This window comes from Flexivirga sp., assembly GCF_035551235.1.
In the GTDB taxonomy this organism is placed as follows: Bacteria; Actinomycetota; Actinomycetes; order Actinomycetales; family Dermatophilaceae; genus Flexivirga.
In genome coordinates this window covers 105,435-123,040 of sequence record NZ_DASZNO010000051.1, presented here as the reverse complement: position 1 = coordinate 123,040, position 17,606 = coordinate 105,435, and the positions used below count along the sequence as shown (strand labels likewise).

General features: G+C 64.8%; 15 protein-coding genes and 1 pseudogene. 9 read left to right on the top strand and 7 right to left on the bottom strand.

The window, feature by feature from the left end:
• Nucleotide 1: 1 nt before the first annotated feature.
• A complete protein-coding gene (locus VG502_RS20370) occupies nucleotides 2-1,534 on the bottom strand; it encodes an FGGY family carbohydrate kinase (protein ID WP_325552077.1) in 1,533 nt (510 codons plus the stop codon).
• A complete protein-coding gene (locus VG502_RS20365) occupies nucleotides 1,531-2,970 on the bottom strand; it encodes an MFS transporter (RefSeq protein ID WP_325552076.1) in 1,440 nt (479 codons plus the stop codon). The genes VG502_RS20370 and VG502_RS20365 overlap by 4 nt, the downstream gene beginning before the upstream one ends.
• Nucleotides 2,971-3,012: 42 nt before the next feature.
• Here VG502_RS20365 and VG502_RS20360 point away from each other — a divergent pair, with 42 nt between their 5' ends.
• On the top strand, nucleotides 3,013-3,996 hold the full coding sequence (locus VG502_RS20360; protein WP_325552075.1) for a maleylpyruvate isomerase family mycothiol-dependent enzyme: 984 nt from the start codon (nucleotides 3,013-3,015) through the stop codon (nucleotides 3,994-3,996).
• Between the two features lie 56 nt (nucleotides 3,997-4,052).
• On the opposite strand, the gene VG502_RS20355 is transcribed toward VG502_RS20360, so the two are convergent.
• On the bottom strand, nucleotides 4,053-4,418 hold the full coding sequence (locus VG502_RS20355; RefSeq protein ID WP_325552074.1) for a gamma-glutamylcyclotransferase family protein: 366 nt from the start codon (nucleotides 4,416-4,418) through the stop codon (nucleotides 4,053-4,055).
• Nucleotides 4,419-4,506: 88 nt separating this feature from the next.
• Here VG502_RS20355 and cysM point away from each other — a divergent pair, with 88 nt between their 5' ends.
• The 3 genes from cysM (at nucleotide 4,507) to VG502_RS20340 (ending at nucleotide 6,511) form a co-directional block, all read left to right on the top strand.
• A complete protein-coding gene (gene cysM / locus VG502_RS20350; RefSeq protein ID WP_325552073.1) occupies nucleotides 4,507-5,421 on the top strand; it encodes a cysteine synthase CysM in 915 nt (304 codons plus the stop codon).
• A gap of 71 nt (nucleotides 5,422-5,492) precedes the next feature.
• On the top strand, nucleotides 5,493-5,927 hold the full coding sequence (locus tag VG502_RS20345; protein ID WP_325552072.1) for a VOC family protein: 435 nt from the start codon (nucleotides 5,493-5,495) through the stop codon (nucleotides 5,925-5,927).
• Between the two features lie 179 nt (nucleotides 5,928-6,106).
• Nucleotides 6,107-6,511, top strand: coding sequence for a nitroreductase family deazaflavin-dependent oxidoreductase (locus VG502_RS20340; protein ID WP_325552071.1), 405 nt, complete (start codon nucleotides 6,107-6,109; stop codon nucleotides 6,509-6,511).
• A gap of 82 nt (nucleotides 6,512-6,593) precedes the next feature.
• Here the strand turns inward: VG502_RS20340 and VG502_RS20335 are convergent, their stop codons facing one another.
• The 3 genes from VG502_RS20335 to VG502_RS20325 are packed head-to-tail and all read right to left on the bottom strand — an operon-like array spanning nucleotide 6,594 to nucleotide 10,401.
• Nucleotides 6,594-8,522 carry an AAA family ATPase gene (locus tag VG502_RS20335; protein ID WP_325552070.1) on the bottom strand — a complete coding sequence of 643 codons (1,929 nt, stop codon included), beginning with the start codon at nucleotides 8,520-8,522 and terminating at the stop codon, nucleotides 6,594-6,596.
• Entirely contained in the window at nucleotides 8,519-9,091 is a 573-nt protein-coding gene (locus VG502_RS20330; protein ID WP_325552069.1) for a hypothetical protein, read from the bottom strand. Before VG502_RS20330 ends, VG502_RS20335 begins: the two co-directional genes overlap by 4 nt.
• Nucleotides 9,088-10,401: a hypothetical protein gene (locus VG502_RS20325; RefSeq protein ID WP_325552068.1), complete on the bottom strand. Its 1,314-nt coding sequence runs from the start codon at nucleotides 10,399-10,401 to the stop codon at nucleotides 9,088-9,090. The genes VG502_RS20330 and VG502_RS20325 overlap by 4 nt, the downstream gene beginning before the upstream one ends.
• Before the next feature lie 573 nt (nucleotides 10,402-10,974).
• Here VG502_RS20325 and VG502_RS21865 point away from each other — a divergent pair.
• Nucleotides 10,975-12,122: pseudogene (locus VG502_RS21865) on the top strand (IS110 family RNA-guided transposase).
• Nucleotides 12,123-12,347: 225 nt separating this feature from the next.
• Nucleotides 12,348-13,808, top strand: coding sequence for an SNIPE associated domain-containing protein (locus tag VG502_RS20310; RefSeq protein ID WP_325552066.1), 1,461 nt, complete (start codon nucleotides 12,348-12,350; stop codon nucleotides 13,806-13,808).
• 178 nt (nucleotides 13,809-13,986) lie between these two features.
• On the opposite strand, the gene VG502_RS20305 is transcribed toward VG502_RS20310, so the two are convergent.
• Entirely contained in the window at nucleotides 13,987-14,466 is a 480-nt protein-coding gene (locus tag VG502_RS20305; protein ID WP_325552065.1) for a MarR family winged helix-turn-helix transcriptional regulator, read from the bottom strand.
• A gap of 78 nt (nucleotides 14,467-14,544) precedes the next feature.
• On the opposite strand from VG502_RS20305, the gene VG502_RS20300 reads away from it, so the two are divergent.
• Genes VG502_RS20300 through VG502_RS20290 form a run of 3 tightly spaced genes read left to right on the top strand, consistent with a single transcriptional unit; the run spans nucleotide 14,545 to nucleotide 17,601 of the window.
• Nucleotides 14,545-15,462, top strand: coding sequence for an alpha/beta fold hydrolase (locus VG502_RS20300; protein ID WP_325552064.1), 918 nt, complete (start codon nucleotides 14,545-14,547; stop codon nucleotides 15,460-15,462).
• Between the two features lie 56 nt (nucleotides 15,463-15,518).
• On the top strand, nucleotides 15,519-16,739 hold the full coding sequence (locus tag VG502_RS20295) for a Tm-1-like ATP-binding domain-containing protein (RefSeq protein ID WP_325552062.1): 1,221 nt from the start codon (nucleotides 15,519-15,521) through the stop codon (nucleotides 16,737-16,739).
• Between the two features lie 31 nt (nucleotides 16,740-16,770).
• Nucleotides 16,771-17,601, top strand: coding sequence for a phosphoenolpyruvate hydrolase family protein (locus VG502_RS20290; protein ID WP_325552061.1), 831 nt, complete (start codon nucleotides 16,771-16,773; stop codon nucleotides 17,599-17,601).
• Nucleotides 17,602-17,606: the final 5 nt, after the last annotated feature.

The following is a 17,606-nucleotide window of genomic DNA, read 5'->3' as shown; positions in this document are numbered from 1 at the left end:
ATTACCTTTCTGACGTTGACAGAGGTTCGGTGTGATCCAGTTCGGCCAGCTCGGCGTTGATCACCGAGCGCCAGGCGTGGATGCGAGTGCAGCGTTGGTCCTCGCCGATCTGTGGCTCAAAGGTCTCCGGAGCTCGCAGGGTTGCCACCGCGTCCGCCAATGAGGCCCAGAGCACGTCCACACCGGCCAGGAATGCCGCGCCGCGTACGGTCGTCTTCTCGGTGTCCCGGTAGCGCAGCATCGGCAGGCCCGTCAGGTCTGCCTGCAGTTGCAACAGCGGATCACACAGCGACAGACCGCCGCCGACTCGTACGGAGCCGGGTGCCGTTCCGGCGATGGACCGGTTGGCATCGACACTGCGAGCTACGCATTGGGCGATTCCCTCGAGCATTCCGTGCGCCAGGTCGACGCGGGTCGTCGCCAGGTTCAAGCCGGTCAGCGATCCCTGCACCCGGGTTTCCACGCGAGGCAGGCGCACTCCGGTCAACGTGGGGGCGAAGAACGGAACCGGCCGCGACCACAGCGGCTGCTTGGCGGCCAGGGCGGAGATCTCCTGCGGGGACGAGAACCAGTCCAGTTCGTCACATGCCCACTGCAGGGCCGACCCGGTGGTGGCGGTGTAGTTCTCCAGTGCGAGAACAGGATCACCGCGCTTCCATGCCACGTGGTGCACGACCGCGTCGGGCGCCGTCCTCGGTATGACGCTGTCGGAGCTGACGATCTGGTCCACGAAGCTGCCTGTTCCGTGGATGCAGGTTCCTTCGCGGGTGGCCAGACAACCGAGGCCCAACAGTGCCGCGTGCTGGTCGCCGATCACCGTGCGCAGCGGTACCTGGAGTCCCAGCACGGTGGGATCGGTGCAGGCGATGTCGCCGCCGTCATCGACCAGCTCCGGCAGTAGTTCGGCCGGCAGACCCGTGGCGTCGATCCAGTCCTTGAAGTAGGTGCCTGCAGCCAGGTCGTACCCGCCGCAGGCCACCACATTGGTTGCCGACGTGACGTTTCGCCGGCCGCCGGTCAGCTTCCAGGTCAGCCACGTGTCGACCGTGCCGAACCGCAACTCACCCCGTTGGTGTGCGGCGCGGACCTCGGCGTCCTCGCGAATTCGATGCGCGGCCCACAGGTATGGCGACCGCACCCCGGCGACGCGACCGGTGACCGACCGCAGGCGCTGGTTCCAGGCCGTTCCGAGGTCGGCCAGCTCTTCGGCGTAGCGGGTGTCCTGCCAGACCATGCCGGGACCGATCGGCTTGCCGGACTTCGCATTCCACAGCACGGCCGAGGACCGCTGCACGGCGACAGCAGCTGCCACGACCTCGACGCCGTCGACGGCGGCTTGCGCCAGCACGGCACGGGCAGCGTCGAGGGTCTCGGTCCAGATTTCGTCGAAGTCCTGCTCGACAACGCCGGCGACCGGGTGCTGCACCGCCAACGATCGGTAGGTCAGATGGCGTACTTCACCGGCGTCGGTGACCAGCGCGGCACGCGTGCCGGTCGTGCCCTCGTCGATGGCGAGGATTGCTTTCACACTCATGGACGCACACTCTCCGGCACCGGGGAGACGGGGGAGGACTCGAACCGTGGCGCGTCGGTCTCCTCATCCGGCGACAACGGTGCTCGCGTCGGCTCCCACCGGACGACCGAGCAGACAACGAACGCCAACAACGGGGCGATCGAGATGATCAGGAACGTGTTTCCGAGGCCGAGGTCGCTCTTCAACAACGGGAACACGACCAGGCCGACCGCGGCGCCGACGGCGCCGATCGCGCCGATGAAACCGTTGGCGGTCGCACGCACTTCCGACCGAAAAGACAATGAGGACAATGACTTTCCGTTGCCACCCGGACCGGCCGACTGCGCCAGGATGAACGCGGACGGCACGACGAACCCGAGCCACAGCGGGAGATCCTCATAGAACAGGCCGAGGATCACCAGCATCACGAAGACGACCGCGAAGCCCCACTTGGACGCGATGCGCAGACCGAACCGGTGCGCGATCGCCGCCGAGCAGAACCCACCGAGGATGCCGAAGAGGTTGAAGATCAGGGTGCCGAACGTGTTGAACACGAAGTCGGAGCCGAACAACGCGACCGAGATGATCGGTAGGTACCAGCCCACACCGAAGTACTGGATCGACTGGACCAGCTGCACCGTGGTGGCCACGATCGTGCGGGGAAGGTAGGTCCCGCGGAAGAGCAGAACAATGTTTCCGACGCCTCGGTCGGCCACCGGTGCGACGTTCTCCTGCACCGGTTCGCCCGCTTCGACTGTGGCGCCGAAGACCTCGGTCAACGAGCGTGCGGACTCCACCAGCCGGCCCTTGCGCGCCAGCCAGGTGGGTGACTCCACGAGGTACTTCCGCTGCAGCACCAACAGGACCAACGCGACCAGGCCGCAGACCCCGAGCAGGTAACGCCAGATCGACAGGCCGGTGCCGAGCTCGTAGAACAGGATTGCCAGCAGCAGGTTGGTCGACACCGCGACGTACCAGATGCCCTGCCAGGTGTTCAGTCGCGCGGCGAACTTCTTCGGGGTGAACTCGGCCAGCAGGGCCATCGCGATGGCGAAGTCGATCCCGTAGGCCATTCCCACCAGTACTCGGCCACCCGCGATCCCGACCAGCCCGCCGGCGGTCGCTGCCACGACCGCGCCCGCGAGGGAGAGCACCTTGGCGACGATCAGCAGGCCCACCCGACCCCACCGGTCTGCCAGCCACCCGCCAATCGGGTTGAATGCCAACGCAACCCACGATGACAACGACGTGAGGAAGGAGACCTCGCCGGCACTGAGGGAGAGGTCGTCGGTCATCGGGTTGAGGCCCGCGCTCATCGCGGAGTTCGACAACGCCTCCAGGAACAAGCCGCCCAGCAACAGCCACCAGACGAGGCGAGCGTGCCCTCGAATACCCGGCCGAGAATCGATGAAATCCGTGACGTCCTTGACGCCGCGGATCGTGGTGAGTGAAGCCACGCCATTGTCCTTCCGGTCACCCTGCAAGAGAGTGGCCCGGACATGCGAGAGGGCAAGCCAAGAGTCTCCTGCAGGAAGTCTCTTGTCTCGCCCTACGGCACTCAGTATGTGACCTACGCCTCATTCCCGCAACCGTTGGGATCGACCGATCCGATCGCGTTGGCAGCCAAGGGGATCCGATTTCGGCGTGGGAGACGGCGAGGGAACATCGAGCGGCTGGTCGCGGTTGGCATCGTCATGACTGATCTCGCCATACGCACCATTGAGGCCCTTCGCCAGGAACATGACGCGCTCGTGGACGTTGCCCACGACTTGACCGACGACCGACTGTCCGGACCGTCGGGGGCGAGCGAATGGTCTGTGGCACAAGTGTTTTCGCACTTGGGCAGCGGCGGCGAGATCACCCTCGCGAGCCTGAATGCCGCGCTGGGTGAGGGGGAGGCGCCCGACGGTGATTTCAATCGCGCCGTCTGGGCGCGCTGGGACGCGATGGCGCCCGCGGAGCAACGGGCCGGGTTCCTCGAGCACGATCGCCGGTTGGTGGAGAAGTTGGAGTCGCTGACGCCGGAGCAGGTGGAGTCATTGACCATGCCGATCGGGTTCCTCCCCGCGCCGGCCACGGCCGCGACGTTCGCCGGTCTGCGACTGAATGAGGTTGCGAACCACAGCTGGGACGTCCGGGTCGCCATCGACAGTGCGGCTGGTCTTCGCGAGGCCAGCGCCACGGCCCTCTTCGAGCAGCTCTCGGGTGACCTCGGCGTGCTGGTCGGGTTCGCCGGCAAGGCCGAGTCGATCGATGAGCGCGTCGTCCTGGCCGTCGGCGACACCGGTTACAGCGTGGTGATCGACGACGGCGTGAGCCTGCAGTCGGAGGTGGACGGTGCGACGGCCACGTTCGCCGGTGCGCCGGAAGCGGCGCTTCGGCTGATCTTCGGGCGGCTCGGCTCGGCATACACGCCCGACGACGTGACCGTCACCGGCAACGTCACGCTCGATCAACTGCGTGAGGTCTTCCCGGGGTTCTGAGGCGCTCTGGGCCGACCGGACGAAAGCGCTTCTGGCATAGCGTTTTTGGTGTCGTTCTATGAGGCCGATGGATCGGGTGCGGACACCTCGGACTGGCCGTTGAGCACGTAGATGTGAGCAACCGCGGTCCCACCGTTTCGGCGCCTGACCGACGCCTGCACCCGCGCATAGCCATCACCCTCGAACTGGTCCAGGCGCTCCCAACTGTGGCTCAGGTCCTCTGAGCTGAGCAGCATGCCTTCCACCTCGGGCCCATCGTCGTCCAGCACGATGCCGGGGAAGCCGACGGCGGCTCCCCAACCATGTTGCAGCAGCCTGCCCCTGACGGTCGCGGGCTCCCACGTCCCGCGCACACTGGCCAACACGTGCTCGTTGGGCCGGCCGGGTGCCAGTGTTCCGTACACGAAGAGGTGATCAGTCACGATGTTCCTCCGTTGTGGGTGATTCTGCGGTAACTGTACGAGTGCTTGGGAGCGTGCCGCCGGCGTGCGCCGCCGTAGACTCCGGGGTGTGAGCAACCCTCCGGCGTACCCCACGATGGAGGACGTCATCGGCGACACCCCACTGGTGCGCTTGCAGCGCCTGCCCGGGCCGGAGAACGAACGCTGTGGCAACGTGCTGCTCGCCAAGCTCGAGGGGAACAACCCGGCCGGCTCGGTGAAGGACCGGCCGGCGATCGCCATGATCCGGGGCGCTGAGGCGCGAGGGGAGATCGCCCCCGGCGACACTCTTCTGGAAGCCACCTCGGGCAATACCGGGATCGGTTTGGCGATGGCGGCGGCGATCAGCGGCTACCCACTGGTCATCGTGATCCCCGAGGACGCCTCCATCGAGCGGGTCCAGACGATGAAGGCGTATGGCGCCGACGTGGTCCTCACCCCGGCAGATGGCGGCATGGAAGAGGCCCGCGACGTGGTCACGCGGATGGAGCGGGAGGGCCGCGGCCGTGTCCTGGACCAGTTCGGCAACCCGGACAACCCCCGCGCTCACGAGGACGGGACGGGCCCGGAGCTGTGGCACCAGACCGACGGACGGATCACGCACTTCGTGTCCGCGATGGGCACCACCGGCACCATCACCGGGGTCTCGCGGTTCCTGAAGTCGCGCAACCCCGACATTCGGATCGTCGGGGCACAGCCCGCGGAGGGTTCGAAGATTCCCGGGATCCGCGCCTGGCCACCGGAGTACACGCCGAAGATCTTCGACCCGTCGGCGGTGGACCGGACCGTGGAGGTCACCCAAACCGACGCCGAGGAGATGGCCCGCCGGCTGGCCCGCGAGGAGGGCATCTTCGGTGGCGTCTCAGCGGCCGGCGCGTGCTGGGCCGCCCTGCGGGTGGCCCAAGAGGTCGAGGGCGCGACGATTGTCTTCGTGGTCTGCGACCGCGGCGACCGGTACCTCTCCAGTGGCGTGTTCCCCGCCTGAGAGCTTTGGCCAATGCCCGGATACATCCGGCCCCGAGCACCGGCTCATCTGTTGAGCAATATCGTTGTTAAATGCCTGCCTCTGCCAGCCTTCCGCCGTTCCACCTGGCCATCCCCGTCCACGACATTGATGCCGCGCGCCAGTTCTACGGCGACGTGCTCGGCTTCGGCCGTGGGCGTTCAGCGGAGCGCTGGACCGATTGGAATGTCGAAGGTCACCAGGTAGTCACCCACCAGGTCGACGATCACAGAGCCGCTGTTGCGGGCACCAACCCTGTCGACGGCCACGATGTGCCGGTTCCGCACTTCGGTCTGGTCCTGGAGGTCGACCGGTTCCATGAGCTGGCACGGCGGCTCACCGCCGCGGGCACCGATTTCATCATCGGGCCGTATCTGCGCTTTGAAGGCGAGCCGGGGGAGCAGTGGACGATGTTCTTCCTGGATCCCTCCGGAAATGCGTTGGAGTTCAAGGCCTTTCGAGACCCCACCCAGCTTTTCGCTGTCTGACTCCCCGTGGGCTGGAACACCACGCCTTCTTTCGCGGCATGTCGGGGTGGCGCGCGTCGATGTCGGCCACTGTGTCCCGGCTCAGCTCGTGATCCGATTCGGCTCGAGCCACGAGGGTGTTTTGCCTAGTGGGCACACAGTTCAGTGTCCTTGGGGTCAGGTCGCCGTACATTCGAGATATGAGCGACTGGAACGACAACATCATTGCCGAATTCCGTGCCAACCAGGGCAGGGTCGGTGGCCAGTTCGAGGGCGCACCGCTACTGCTGCTGCACAGCACCGGCGCCAAGAGCGGTCAGGAGCGGGTGAACCCGGTGATGTACCAAGCGGTCGGTGATGACTTCGCAGTCTTCGCGTCCAAGGCCGGCGCTGACACCAACCCCGACTGGTATCACAACCTCAAGGCTCATCCCGAGGCTCGCGTCGAGGTCGGCACCGAGACCATCGACGTGACCGCGCGTGTGCTCGACGCCGAGGAACGAGAACCGATCTGGGAGGCGCAGAAAGCCCAGTACCCCGGCTTCGCCGACTACGAGACCAAGACCGACCGCGTGATCCCGGTCGTCATGCTCACCCGTCGTTGACCTGACCGAGCCCGCGTCACACGCGGCGAAGTGACGCACTGTTGCGACCCCGGCAGCCAGGTGAGACCCGTCTGCGGTTTGTTTAGTCCTCGTTCTCGACGCTGACGACGATGGGTGTCACCGCTGCTGGACCGGGATGCGGCACCGTGCTCACGGTCGGGTTGTCGTATGAGAACTTGAACTCTGTGAACTCGCGAACGTAAGTGCTCGGCATTTCGTTGTCGGCGACCACGAACTGCAGACGGCCTTCAACGACGCCGACTTGGGTGACGAACCGCGAGTACATCTGCCCAGAGATGTCCTCACTGCTGTTGACGGCCAGGCGCGGGCTGTCGATCATCAAGAACCCTGGGTACGGCGTGTCGTTCATGCGGACCGCCACCGCAAGCAGCGACATCCAGTACGCCACCTGGGTGGCGGTCGCGATGCCGCCAGCGGAACTGACCTCGTTGAACGGGCGACCGTCCAGCAGTGGCAGGTACGACTTTGGGTCGATGGAGGCGCCCTGTCCAGCTGGAATACGGAACGCTGCAACGGTTGATTTGAACTCGGCGTTCAGTTCGGCCATCACGGAGTCACGCCGTGCCGCGAGGTTCTTCGTCGCGTTGTCGATTCGTTGCTTCAATTCAGACCGCTTTCGTTCCAGCGACTGGGCGTATTCCTCGATGTCGTCGGCACGGTCCCACTGGTGCAGCACATACTCCAAGTGCTCCTGCTGCGTCTTCGCTCGGGCTACCGTCGCTGCGGCGTCGGTGTAGGCCTGAAGACGGGGCGTGACCCGGTTAGCGGTTCGTACCTCTACTTTGTCCGTGAGGCTCGCTACAAGGTTGCGGCGGCTCTCGACCGCGTTGCGCGCTTCATCCGACTGCCGTGCGATGACACCCAGCTGACGGTCGACTTCGTCTATCTGGTCAGTTAGTTGCGCAGTTTCGTACTGCCCGTCCGGCAGGTCTTTCACCGTGTCGGGTTGAAGGCAGACACGGCACGCACCCGGCTCTACGACGCGGTTTGATAGCGACTGGGTGCAGCGGGGACAAACAGCGAACTCGATGTTCGCGAGGCGGGCACCGGCACTCGACAGTTGCGACAAGCGGGCCAGGTCTTGCTCCAGTTGTCGTCTTTCGGACCGGTAGTCACCCCGCTCGCGTTCCAGGGATGCAACGAGCACCTCGGCCTCGTTCAGAGACTGTTCACTCTCGGCAAGCATCTGACGAAGAACCTGAGTCTCGCGGTCAACTGCGTCCTCAACCTCGGTCGTAAGTCGGACCAGAGTCTGCTCACCTTCACGTTGCTCCGCAATCGCGTTCGCTAGTGCTATCTCCGTATCCGTGCGGAGTGTCATCCCGGACGCGACGAGGAATTGAACCACCGTGTCAGCCTCTCGCTTCGTGTCCTTGACCTGCCCGTTGAGGACGTTTACCTCGGATTGCCAGGCCAGAACATCGGCGTCGGTCAGGCCAAACAGAATCTCGAAGACAGATTTCCGCTTGGGGTCGTAGTAGGAGTCTCTGCTGCCAGCAATTTCCTGGTTGATTGCCGCCTGAGGTACGTACATGTACTTGAAGACATCGTTGAACGTAATGAGGTTGCCCTTGGAGCTGCTGCCCGCGGAGCGGGCAGCAGCTCTCATCGTGGTCGGGAGGCCCAGCGCCGCCATGAGCGTGTCGCTTACTGTCGGTTCGGACCCGGTCAGTGGAACCCGAGGTCGAACATCACCCGTGATGAGGTCCGTAATCCGCACATTCTTGTTGCGTTCATTGTCCAACTCACGTGCCAGTTCGAGACGTTCACGACCGGCCAGGATGCTGACTGAAACCTCAGAGATGCTTGCCGCCGCGACCGGTGCAACCAACCCGTCGCCACCGAGTGCAAATTTGATCAGCTCGAACAGCGTGGTCTTACCCACCCCGGTGTCACCAGCGAGGACCGTCAGGTCGTCAGGAAAGTCGTAGGTAACCGGGCCCTTGTTTGTCTCAAGACGGAACTGGTCAATTCGGAAACGGGCAGTCACGAAATCACCGTCCGATGGGGCCGGTCCATGAGGTCCGCCAACCTGTCGTAAATGAGTTCCTTCAAAGCGTTACCCGTCATCCCACGTGACGCCCCCGCGACAGCTTCGCAACGGTCCGCGACCTTCCTCCATACCTCATCGGTTGCCACGTCGGCCGCTAAGGCTTTGCCTGCAGCAGTTGGTGTCAGCGCGACACTGCCGCGCCTACCCTTCGCATATCGAAGGAGGCCACGCGACACCAAGGCGCCGATTACGGGGTAGTACCTGTCATCCCACGGACCGTATTTGTAACGCGTCATCGGGTCTTGGACGAGCGTCGGGGCCAACCGATCCACCTCGCCAATATGCATCCGGTCGTCAGCTCCCAGATCGTCCAACAGCATCGACGCCAACGCCGGGTATCGAACGAAGAAGTCGAGTTTCGCCAGTTTCGTCAGACCATCCAGTTTCCGACTGTGACCCGGTTCTGCTGACACAGCCGCAACAAGGAGAAGGACCCGCATCTGGTGGTAGGACAGGTCATCGACCTCCCACCTCAACTGGTGCAGCTCGTCAACCAATGCGTTCACGAAGACGCCTCCTCAGCGAGACGCTGTGCAACCTCATCGGCGTTGAAACCATCAGAGAACCAGACGAGGCAGTTGTTAGCCAGTTCGGCAACGCCTCCCATTAGCAAGTCGGCGTCCAGCCCCCGTGCCTTTGGCGTCGTTTCCAGTGCGTCCATGCGCTTCTGCACGGAAGACCACAGCGCCTGCCCCCACGGCCCGTCGTCGGTAGCGACCCGAATGGTTTCGTCCTCCGCGATTTGGTGAAGAACGTTGCCGATCCTCTGTTGTTGTGTAGCGCGACCTGGCCCCGAACCCACGGTCCGCCAGTACGTCTTGAACTGAAGTCGCAGACGCTCGGCTCGACTAATCGTCGTCTCGTAGCAGCCGCCAGCCGCCATCTTCACCGCAACTCGACTTGTTCGTACCGGCTTCGGAAGGGGCGCAAGACCGGCTGTGTTGGTGATTGCGACCTCCACAATTACGCGTACCTCGCCCAGAGTCAGTGACCGTGCGTCGTAGCCATCTTCGTCGGCGGCGCCAAGCACCAAGGGCAGAGCTGCGCGTGGTGTCGGACCGGCTGCCCGCATCCGCTCTCGGACCACGCTGAGAACAGCTGTCCAAATCGCATCAGCCGCGTTCGGTTTGCCGAGGCGTTGAGCTAACGGCACCGCGTACCGCTCAGCGGACGAGTAGCGGAGGTCGTCCCGGAACGGTTGGCTATGGTCGAGTCGCAGCACGCGCATGAACGCCGCAAACGTAGCGGGGTCTTGTGCTGGGTCGGCCCCAGCTCCGGTCGCGCTGTTGGTCTTCTTCGTCGCACGTCGCTTTTTGACCTCCATGACCAGTTTTGCCATCAGTTCAGCATGCGGGCCGAAGTCCAGGACGTCCCCGGTCTGGCGCTTGAAGTGCGCGCACGCCGTGTCGAACTTCTCTGCGTCACTGCTGAGAGCCGAAGTTGTCACGACCCGACACAGCGGAGACCGCTGCAGGGCAAACCAACGGTCAAACAGATGGAGCACTCCACCGTCGTCCAACAGCTGTTTGAGTGTGCTGTATGTGCCGAACTCGCGTTCATGATGCTTCGCAGAAACGATCTCGGCGTCTGTTCTATCTCGAAGACACCAGTCTTCGTGGTGCTCACAAATGAGCTCGTGCTCGTCGTGGCACGAGTCACTCAGGCTCTGCTCGTACAACGCCAAGACATCAGCAGTGGCCATCGCACACTGCCACTCGAACCTGTCGAGCGTCGCAGCCCCCGCATCGTCGGGCGGAACTGTCGTAACGAGAATATCGGCGGCCGCTTTAGCGCCGCTGCCGCCAAGATCCCCCACAGGGATAATGTAGGGCCGAGCCGGTTGAGATGTTCAGGTAATGGCCCGTTTGGCCAGATGTGGTGTCATGCGCTGGCTCCCCGACTGGGGCGGAAGACAAGTCCATATCGTCGCGTCCCCGCACGGCCGCACCAAGCGAGTTACGGCAGGGCGGCCGAACGATCACGAGAGGACTGCTTGCGCCGGAGCACATGGTGTGACCCCCTGCACACTCCCTACCTCACGTTGACAGAAACTACAGGTCGCCACGTGGCTCGTAGTTCTTTCTGGGCTACTAGGTGATTCCGTTAGCGCCGGGTCTGGCCAGACTCGGTCTAGGTGCTCGGCGGGCGGCTCTCTTCTGGGCTGCCCACCCGTGTGTTGCTGGTGTGGCTATCTTTCCGGTCTGCGGCCTGCCGAGCTCCGTGACGAGGCGTGGCTCAAGAGGGGACTGCCCAGCTCGTAGTAGCGATGCCCACCTCGCCGTCAGATCAAGGCGAGCAAAGGTAGGAGCCGAGCATGGAGCAAGTCATCATCGGGGTCGATCCCCACAAGCTGTCAGCAACGATCGAGGTCGTGGATCGGAACGAGCAGATGCTCGGGCCAGGGCGGTTCATGACCGACAAAGCCGGGTACGCGGCAATGCGGCGCTACGTGCGGGAGTGGCCCGATCGTGTTTGGGCGGTCGAGGGCGCCAATGGTGTCGGTCGTGGGCTGGCGCAGCGGCTCCTGGAGTCCGGTGAGCATGTCGTCGACGTGCCGGCCAAGCTCTCCGCGCGAGTGCGGTTGTTCAATACCGGCCACAACCGCAAGACTGATGCCCTGGACGCCCGCTCGGTCGAAGCTGTCGGGGTTCGCACTCCCGGCTTGCGGGTGCTGGCGGTCGACGGGGAACTCGAAGCCATGCGGATGCTGACCGACCGGCGCGAGGCGCTGTCTCATCGACGAGTCCAGACCGTATGCCGACTTCAAGCACTGCTCGCGGACTTGTTACCGGGCCAGGTCAAGCGTGACATCACCACGATGCAGGCCAAGAAGATGCTGGCCAGCGTGCGACCCCGCGAAATCGCTGGCAAGACCCGCCGCCGGATCGCGGCCGAGGAGTTGGCCGAACTCGTCGCCGTCGAGGCAAAGATGAAGCGCGCGACCGCCGAGTTGAAGACGATGGTGCTGGCGCGCGAATCGCGGCTGATGGACATCCACGGCATCGGCCCGGTCGTAGCGGCACGAATCCTGGCCGACGTGGGAGACGTGGCCAGGGCGCTGACCGCGACCGCTTTGCATCGTGGACCGGCACCGCTCCGCTCGATGCTTCCTCGGGTGAGCAGAACCGTCACCGTCTTTCACGCGCGGGAAACCGGCGGATGAACTACGCCATCCACATCGCTGCGATCACTCAACTGTGGCTTGAGACCGACGGCCGCACCTACTATCGCCGTAAGCGAGCGAATGGGAAGAAGCCCAAGGAGGCACTGCGCTGTTTGAAGCGCCGGATCTCTGACGCGATCTACAAGCAACTCGTCGCGGACGCGGCGCGGACCGCCCAAGCTAATCAGCGGTCAGACGATACCGCGGGTCCGGGAGGGCACTGCGGGGCGACAACCGAATCCAGCGCGGCCGACTCTCACCCGCTCATCGACACTTCGGATCAGCCACTTCCCGGACCTGGTGGCCCGACGCTACGCCGCCACAGCTCAAGCAGGGACCCTCAACACCAACGGGATCTGAAAAGCGCCGGTTGACAACAGAGGGGAGCCGGTTTGACGGACGCCTCCGCTCGTCAACCATCCTGCTGAGGCTACGGAGTGGTCTTGCGTTGTCCTCAGATCCGCAGGTGAACAGGATGCGCGCGTTGACCTAGTGGCCCGTGCAACTCGATCGCTCGAGCGGATCTGGGAAACGGCTGACAGTCAACGGCTTTCGCGGCTACCTTCCGTCTGAAGGACCTGTGATGGGGAGGGGCGGCAATGGCGTGGGGCGACGGTAAGCGTGTCGGTCAGCTTGAGGCTGAGGTGGCAAATCTTCGGCAGTGGGTTGCGCAGCTGCAGGGCATGGATGCGGTGACGTTGGCGTCGCAGATCGCGCAGATGCGGCAGGACCTGGCGGTTCTCCAGGCGGAGGCCGCTGCGGCGAAACAGGCGGCTAATGCCGCACAGGCCGAAGAGCGCGCGGCCCGTGCGCAACTGGTCGAAGACCTCGAGGCTGCCGAGGTTCAAGAGGCCGGCTTCTACACGTTCAACCATCCACTGCAAGACGCTGTCGCCTACAAGGATGCGCTCACGCAGACCCAGACTCAGATGAAGCAGTTGATCAAGGCGAAGAGGGCCGTCGAAGCAACGACCAATTGGCAGGTCAACGGTTCATCGTCCAAGGGCGCGGCGATGGTGCGGGACTTCTCCAAACTGCTCTTGCGGGCCTACAACAGCGAGGCCGACGCATTGGTGCGAGCGTTGCGGCCCCACACTCTGGACTCCGCTAAAGGCCGTCTCGACAAGGCTGCCACGGCGATCGAGCGGTTGGGCAAGTCGATGAGTATCCGCATTTCGCCGGCCTACCACCGGCTACGGTTCCGCGAACTCGAGCTGACCGCAGACTATTTGGTCAAGAAGCAGCAGGAGAAGGAAGCCGAACGAGACCAGCGGGCGCAGCTGCGTGACGAAGCGAAGGCGCGCGCAGAGATGGAAGCTGCGCTGGTGAAGCTCCGTAAGGAACAGCAGCACTATCAACAGCTGATGCAACGCCTCGATCCGTCCGACGAGGACGGTCTTGCGGTGGCACGTGAGAAGCTCGCCGAGATCGGGCAATCGATCGAAGGCGTGGAAGCTCGTGCTGCCAACACCCGAGCCGGCCATGTGTACGTGATCTCCAATATCGGAGCGTTCGGGCCGGACATGGTCAAGATCGGTATGACGAGACGCCTCGAGCCCATGGACCGGGTGATCGAGCTGGGTGACGCCAGTGTGCCATTCCGATTCGACGTCCACGCACTGGTCTTCCATCAGGACGCTGTTGCGCTGGAAACGCATTTGCACCAGGCGCTTGAGCATCGCAAGGTCAACCAGATCAACACGAGGCGCGAGTTCTTCTACGCCAAGCCGAGCGAGGTCCGTACCTTGCTCGAGAAGTACGCCGGCTCCTTCTTGCTCGAATACAAAGAGGTCCCGGACGCACTGGAATGGCACGGCTCCGGCAGCGTCCAGCGAGCCACACCACCAAGGTCTGATCAGCCCGTTCCCGTCATGGCAGCCGAACTGAACGGGACTCCGACTGCCGAACCGGTCAAGGCAGCAGTCGCCAGCCGATTCGATGGACCGCCACCAGACGGTGATCCCGAAGCCAAGGCTGCGTGGTACGTATCGCCGGACGACCAAGCCCTCTGGAGACGCTGGGACGGATCCGGATGGACAGAGGAAACAAAGCAGCGTTAGGACCATGGCTCCAAAGCGCGCAACTCGGTTGAGAAGCGAACGTTGCCAAGCAATTTCGTGGCCGCCATACCGATGCAGCCCGTCAGGGTCGAGCGACACCAAAGGCGCAGAGTGCGCGTGGCCGGCCGAGCAGGTTCGCAGTCACGGCTAGAGCAAGCGCCGCCGCCGACGGCAAAGGTCAGGCGGGGTCACCGACGTCGCGGGCGATCCAGGCCGGTGTGTCGAAGCGCACCGGCTGCGGGCCGACGAGCGTCCTGAGGTGATCCTCGATCCCCTGCAGCTCGTCAGCGCCGATGCGCTGGGCCCATTGATCGCGCAGCGTCTCGAAGATCGCCTCGCCCTGGCGCAGCAGCTCGAAACCGCGCTCGGTCACCTGCAGGCGCTTGCGGCGGGCGTCATGCGGGTCCGGGTCGCGGGCGACATACCCGCGCTCCTGAAGCACCCCAATGGTTTTCGCTGCCGACTGCTTGGTGATCGACAGCCGGCGGGCAAGTTCGGAGGCACTGTCGGCGCCGTCGGCGATGGCTCGTATGGCGAAGTCATGAACCGGCCGCACATCGTCATAACCGCGATCGGCCAACTCGGTGCCTGCGGCATCCACCAGTGAGCGGAAGCCCCCGAGCAGCAGCAGCGCAAGATCAGCGCCAGAGCGAGACATACGAGAAGGCTAACTCCTCGACAATCGACAACCTGGCTGTCTAATATTGGACAGCCAGACTGTCGATCCAGGAGAGCCATGACAACCACCACTGCGGGCCTTGCCGCCCCTGAGATCACCCACCACCGCGCGCACGTCAATGGAACGAACCTGCATTACGTCGCCGCCGGAGATACCGGATCCCCGATCCTGTTGGTGCACGGTTTCCCCGAGACCTGGCGGGCATTCCGGAAGGTCATCCCGCTGCTCGCCGCCAACCACCGGGTGTTCGCTGTGGACCTGCGCGGGTTCGGCGACTCCGAAGCCGCGGGCTCCGATCACAACAGCGAGATCGCGGCCGAGGACCTGCACCAGCTGATCGCGCATCTCGACGTGGGACCGGTGCACGTGACCGGCCAGGACGTCAGCGGAGGCACCGTCTTCCGGCTGGCCGTCACTCACCCGCAGGATGTGCTCAGCCTCAGCGCCATCGAGACCGGTCTGGCCGGCTTCGGCGTCGAGCGTCTGGCCGACGTGACCAGCGGCGGAGCCTGGCACCTCGGTGTTCTCGTCGCTCCCGGCATACCCGAGATGCTGTTGGTCGGTCGCGAGCGTGAGTTCATCGCGCAGTACGCGTTTCCGTCCATGACGGCCGTCGCCGGTGCGGTCAGCGACGCCGATCTCGACGACTTCGTTCGGACCTATTCGCGGCAGGGCGGCTGGAGCGGCGCGATCGGCCTCTACCGATCGATGCTCCGCGAGGGGGCAGAGCTCAAGGCGCTTGCGGCGCATCCCGGGCTGGCGGTGCCAGTGCTCGCGGTCGGGGCCGCCGGCGGCTCCTTCACGCCGAACACCATGGCCAACGCCACGTCGTCCGAGATCAGCTCCATCCAGCTCGCCGGCGTCGGCCACTACGTCGCGATGGAGGCTCCCGAGCAACTCGCGTGCGCCGTCCTGGACTTCCTTGACGACGTCGACGCCGGCGGTGCTGATCATGCAGAGGCCGATGCCGTATGACGAGCCAACTGCGAGACTGGCGTGACGAACGTGACTGACTCCGAGGAGGGCCCGGCATGGCAACCGTCATCCTGATCGGCACGATGGACACCAAAGGGGCTGAATACGCGTGGCTGGCCGAGCAGGTTCGCGGGTATGGCGCGAAGGCGCTGCTTCTGGACGTCGGCACCTTCTCCGAGGCGGAGTCCGACATACCGCCTGCTGAGGTGGCAACGGCTGCCGGACACGATCTCCAACAGCTGCGCGACAGCGGCGACCGCGGTGCGGCCATGGACGCGATGGCCGACGGTGCGGCGAATGTGCTGCTGCGACTCTTCGACGAGGGCAAGGTCGACGGCGTGCTCGCGCTGGGCGGATCTGGCGGATCCTCAGTCGCTTCCCGCGCGATGCGCGCGCTGCCGGTCGGCGTTCCGAAGCTGCTCGTGTCCACCATGGCGGCGGGCGACGTTGCGCCATACGTGGGCGAATCCGACGTCACCATGATGTATTCGGTGGTCGACGTCGCCGGGATCAACTCGGTCTCCGCCCAGGTCTTCGGCAATGCAGCCGCGGCCATCGCGGCGATGGCCACAGCCGAGGAGAAGCGGCGGCACGCACCCGACGACGGCGAACACAAGCCGCTGATCGGGCTGTCGATGTTCGGTCTGACGACGCCCGCAGTCGACGAGGCCCGCGCCGAGTTGGTGGAGCTCGGCTACGAGCCGCTGGTCTTCCATGCCACCGGCGCCGGCGGGCGCGCGATGGAGAAACTCGCCACCGACGGCCGGTTGGCCGGCGTACTCGACCTGACCACAACGGAACTCGCGGACGACCTGGTCGGCGGCGTGCTCAGTGCCGGACCGCACCGCCTGGAGGCGGCGGGTGCGGCCGGCATACCGCAGGTCGTCTCCCTTGGCGCACTCGACATGGTCAACTTCGGACCGCGCGAGCACGTCCCCGAGCGCTTCGACGACCGCACCTTCGTGGTGCACAACCCGACGGTGACGCTGATGCGCACCACGCCGGAGGAGAACACCGAGCTGGGCCGCCGGATCGGCGCAAAGCTCGCCGCCGCGACCGGGCCGACCACGCTGTTGCTTCCGCTGCGCGGGTTGAGCGGGATCGATGTCGAGGGCGGTCCGTTCCGCGATTCTGCAGCGGACACAGCGCTTTTCGACGCTGTCCGTGCCGCGGCTGGCGATGTCGAGGTGGTCGAGATCGACCAGCACCTCAATGACGAAGGCTTCGGGCGCGACGCGGCCCGCCGCCTGCACGCCCTCATCACCGACGCGCACTGACCACGCATCTCGCAGTGAGAAGGAGCAGAACATGGACCGCAGCACGGCGCTGACCCGACTGCGCGAAACCGCAGCATCCGGCCGGCCGATCATCGGCGGGGGAGCCGGCACCGGCATCTCGGCGAAATCCGCCGAGGCCGGCGGGATCGACCTGATCATCATCTACAACTCCGGCCGCTACCGGATGGCCGGACGCGGTTCTCTCGCAGGCCTTTTGGCGTATGGCGACGCGAACGCCATCGTGATGGAGATGGCCAACGAGGTGCTACCGGTTGTGCAGGACACACCCGTGCTCGCCGGCGTCAACGGCACCGACCCCTTCCGGGTGATGGGCCGCTTCCTCGACGACGTCAAGGCTGCCGGATTCGCCGGCGTGCAGAACTTCCCGACCGTCGGCCTCATCGACGGAGTCTTCCGCTCGAACCTCGAGGAGACCGGCATGGGCTACGACCTCGAGGTCGACATGATCCGGGCCGCCCACGAACGCGAATTGCTCACGACGCCATACGTTTTCGACGTCGATCAGGCGCGTGCGATGACCGAGGCCGGCGCCGACGTGCTCGTGCCGCACATGGGACTGACCACCAAGGGCTCCATCGGCGCCAGCACGGCACTGACCCTGGACGAGTGCGTCGACCGCGTGCAGGCCATGCGCGATGCGGCCGTCGAGGTGAACCCGGATGTGATGGTGCTCTGCCACGGCGGGCCGATCGCCGAACCCGAGGACGCGCAATACGTGCTCGAGCGCACCGAGGGGGTCGTCGGCTTCTTCGGCGCCAGTTCGATCGAACGGCTGCCCACCGAGATCGCCATACGAGCACAGACCGAGAAGTTCAAGGCCGTCACCTTCGGCGAGAAGTAGGAGCA

What these genes read in the sequence shown, in the direction of transcription:
- VG502_RS20370 (WP_325552077.1), bottom strand. Translation starts at nt 1,534, where the DNA reads ATGAGTGTGAAAGCAATCCTCGCCATCGACGAGGGCACGACCGGCACG.
- VG502_RS20360 (WP_325552075.1), top strand. Translation starts at nt 3,013, where the DNA reads ATGCGAGAGGGCAAGCCAAGAGTCTCCTGCAGGAAGTCTCTTGTCTCG.
- VG502_RS20345 (WP_325552072.1), top strand. Translation starts at nt 5,493, where the DNA reads ATGCCTGCCTCTGCCAGCCTTCCGCCGTTCCACCTGGCCATCCCCGTC.
- VG502_RS20340 (WP_325552071.1), top strand. Translation starts at nt 6,107, where the DNA reads ATGAGCGACTGGAACGACAACATCATTGCCGAATTCCGTGCCAACCAG.
- VG502_RS20310 (WP_325552066.1), top strand. Translation starts at nt 12,348, where the DNA reads ATGGCGTGGGGCGACGGTAAGCGTGTCGGTCAGCTTGAGGCTGAGGTG.
- VG502_RS20305 (WP_325552065.1), bottom strand. Translation starts at nt 14,466, where the DNA reads ATGTCTCGCTCTGGCGCTGATCTTGCGCTGCTGCTGCTCGGGGGCTTC.
- VG502_RS20300 (WP_325552064.1), top strand. Translation starts at nt 14,545, where the DNA reads ATGACAACCACCACTGCGGGCCTTGCCGCCCCTGAGATCACCCACCAC.
- VG502_RS20295 (WP_325552062.1), top strand. Translation starts at nt 15,519, where the DNA reads ATGGCAACCGTCATCCTGATCGGCACGATGGACACCAAAGGGGCTGAA.
- VG502_RS20290 (WP_325552061.1), top strand. Translation starts at nt 16,771, where the DNA reads ATGGACCGCAGCACGGCGCTGACCCGACTGCGCGAAACCGCAGCATCC.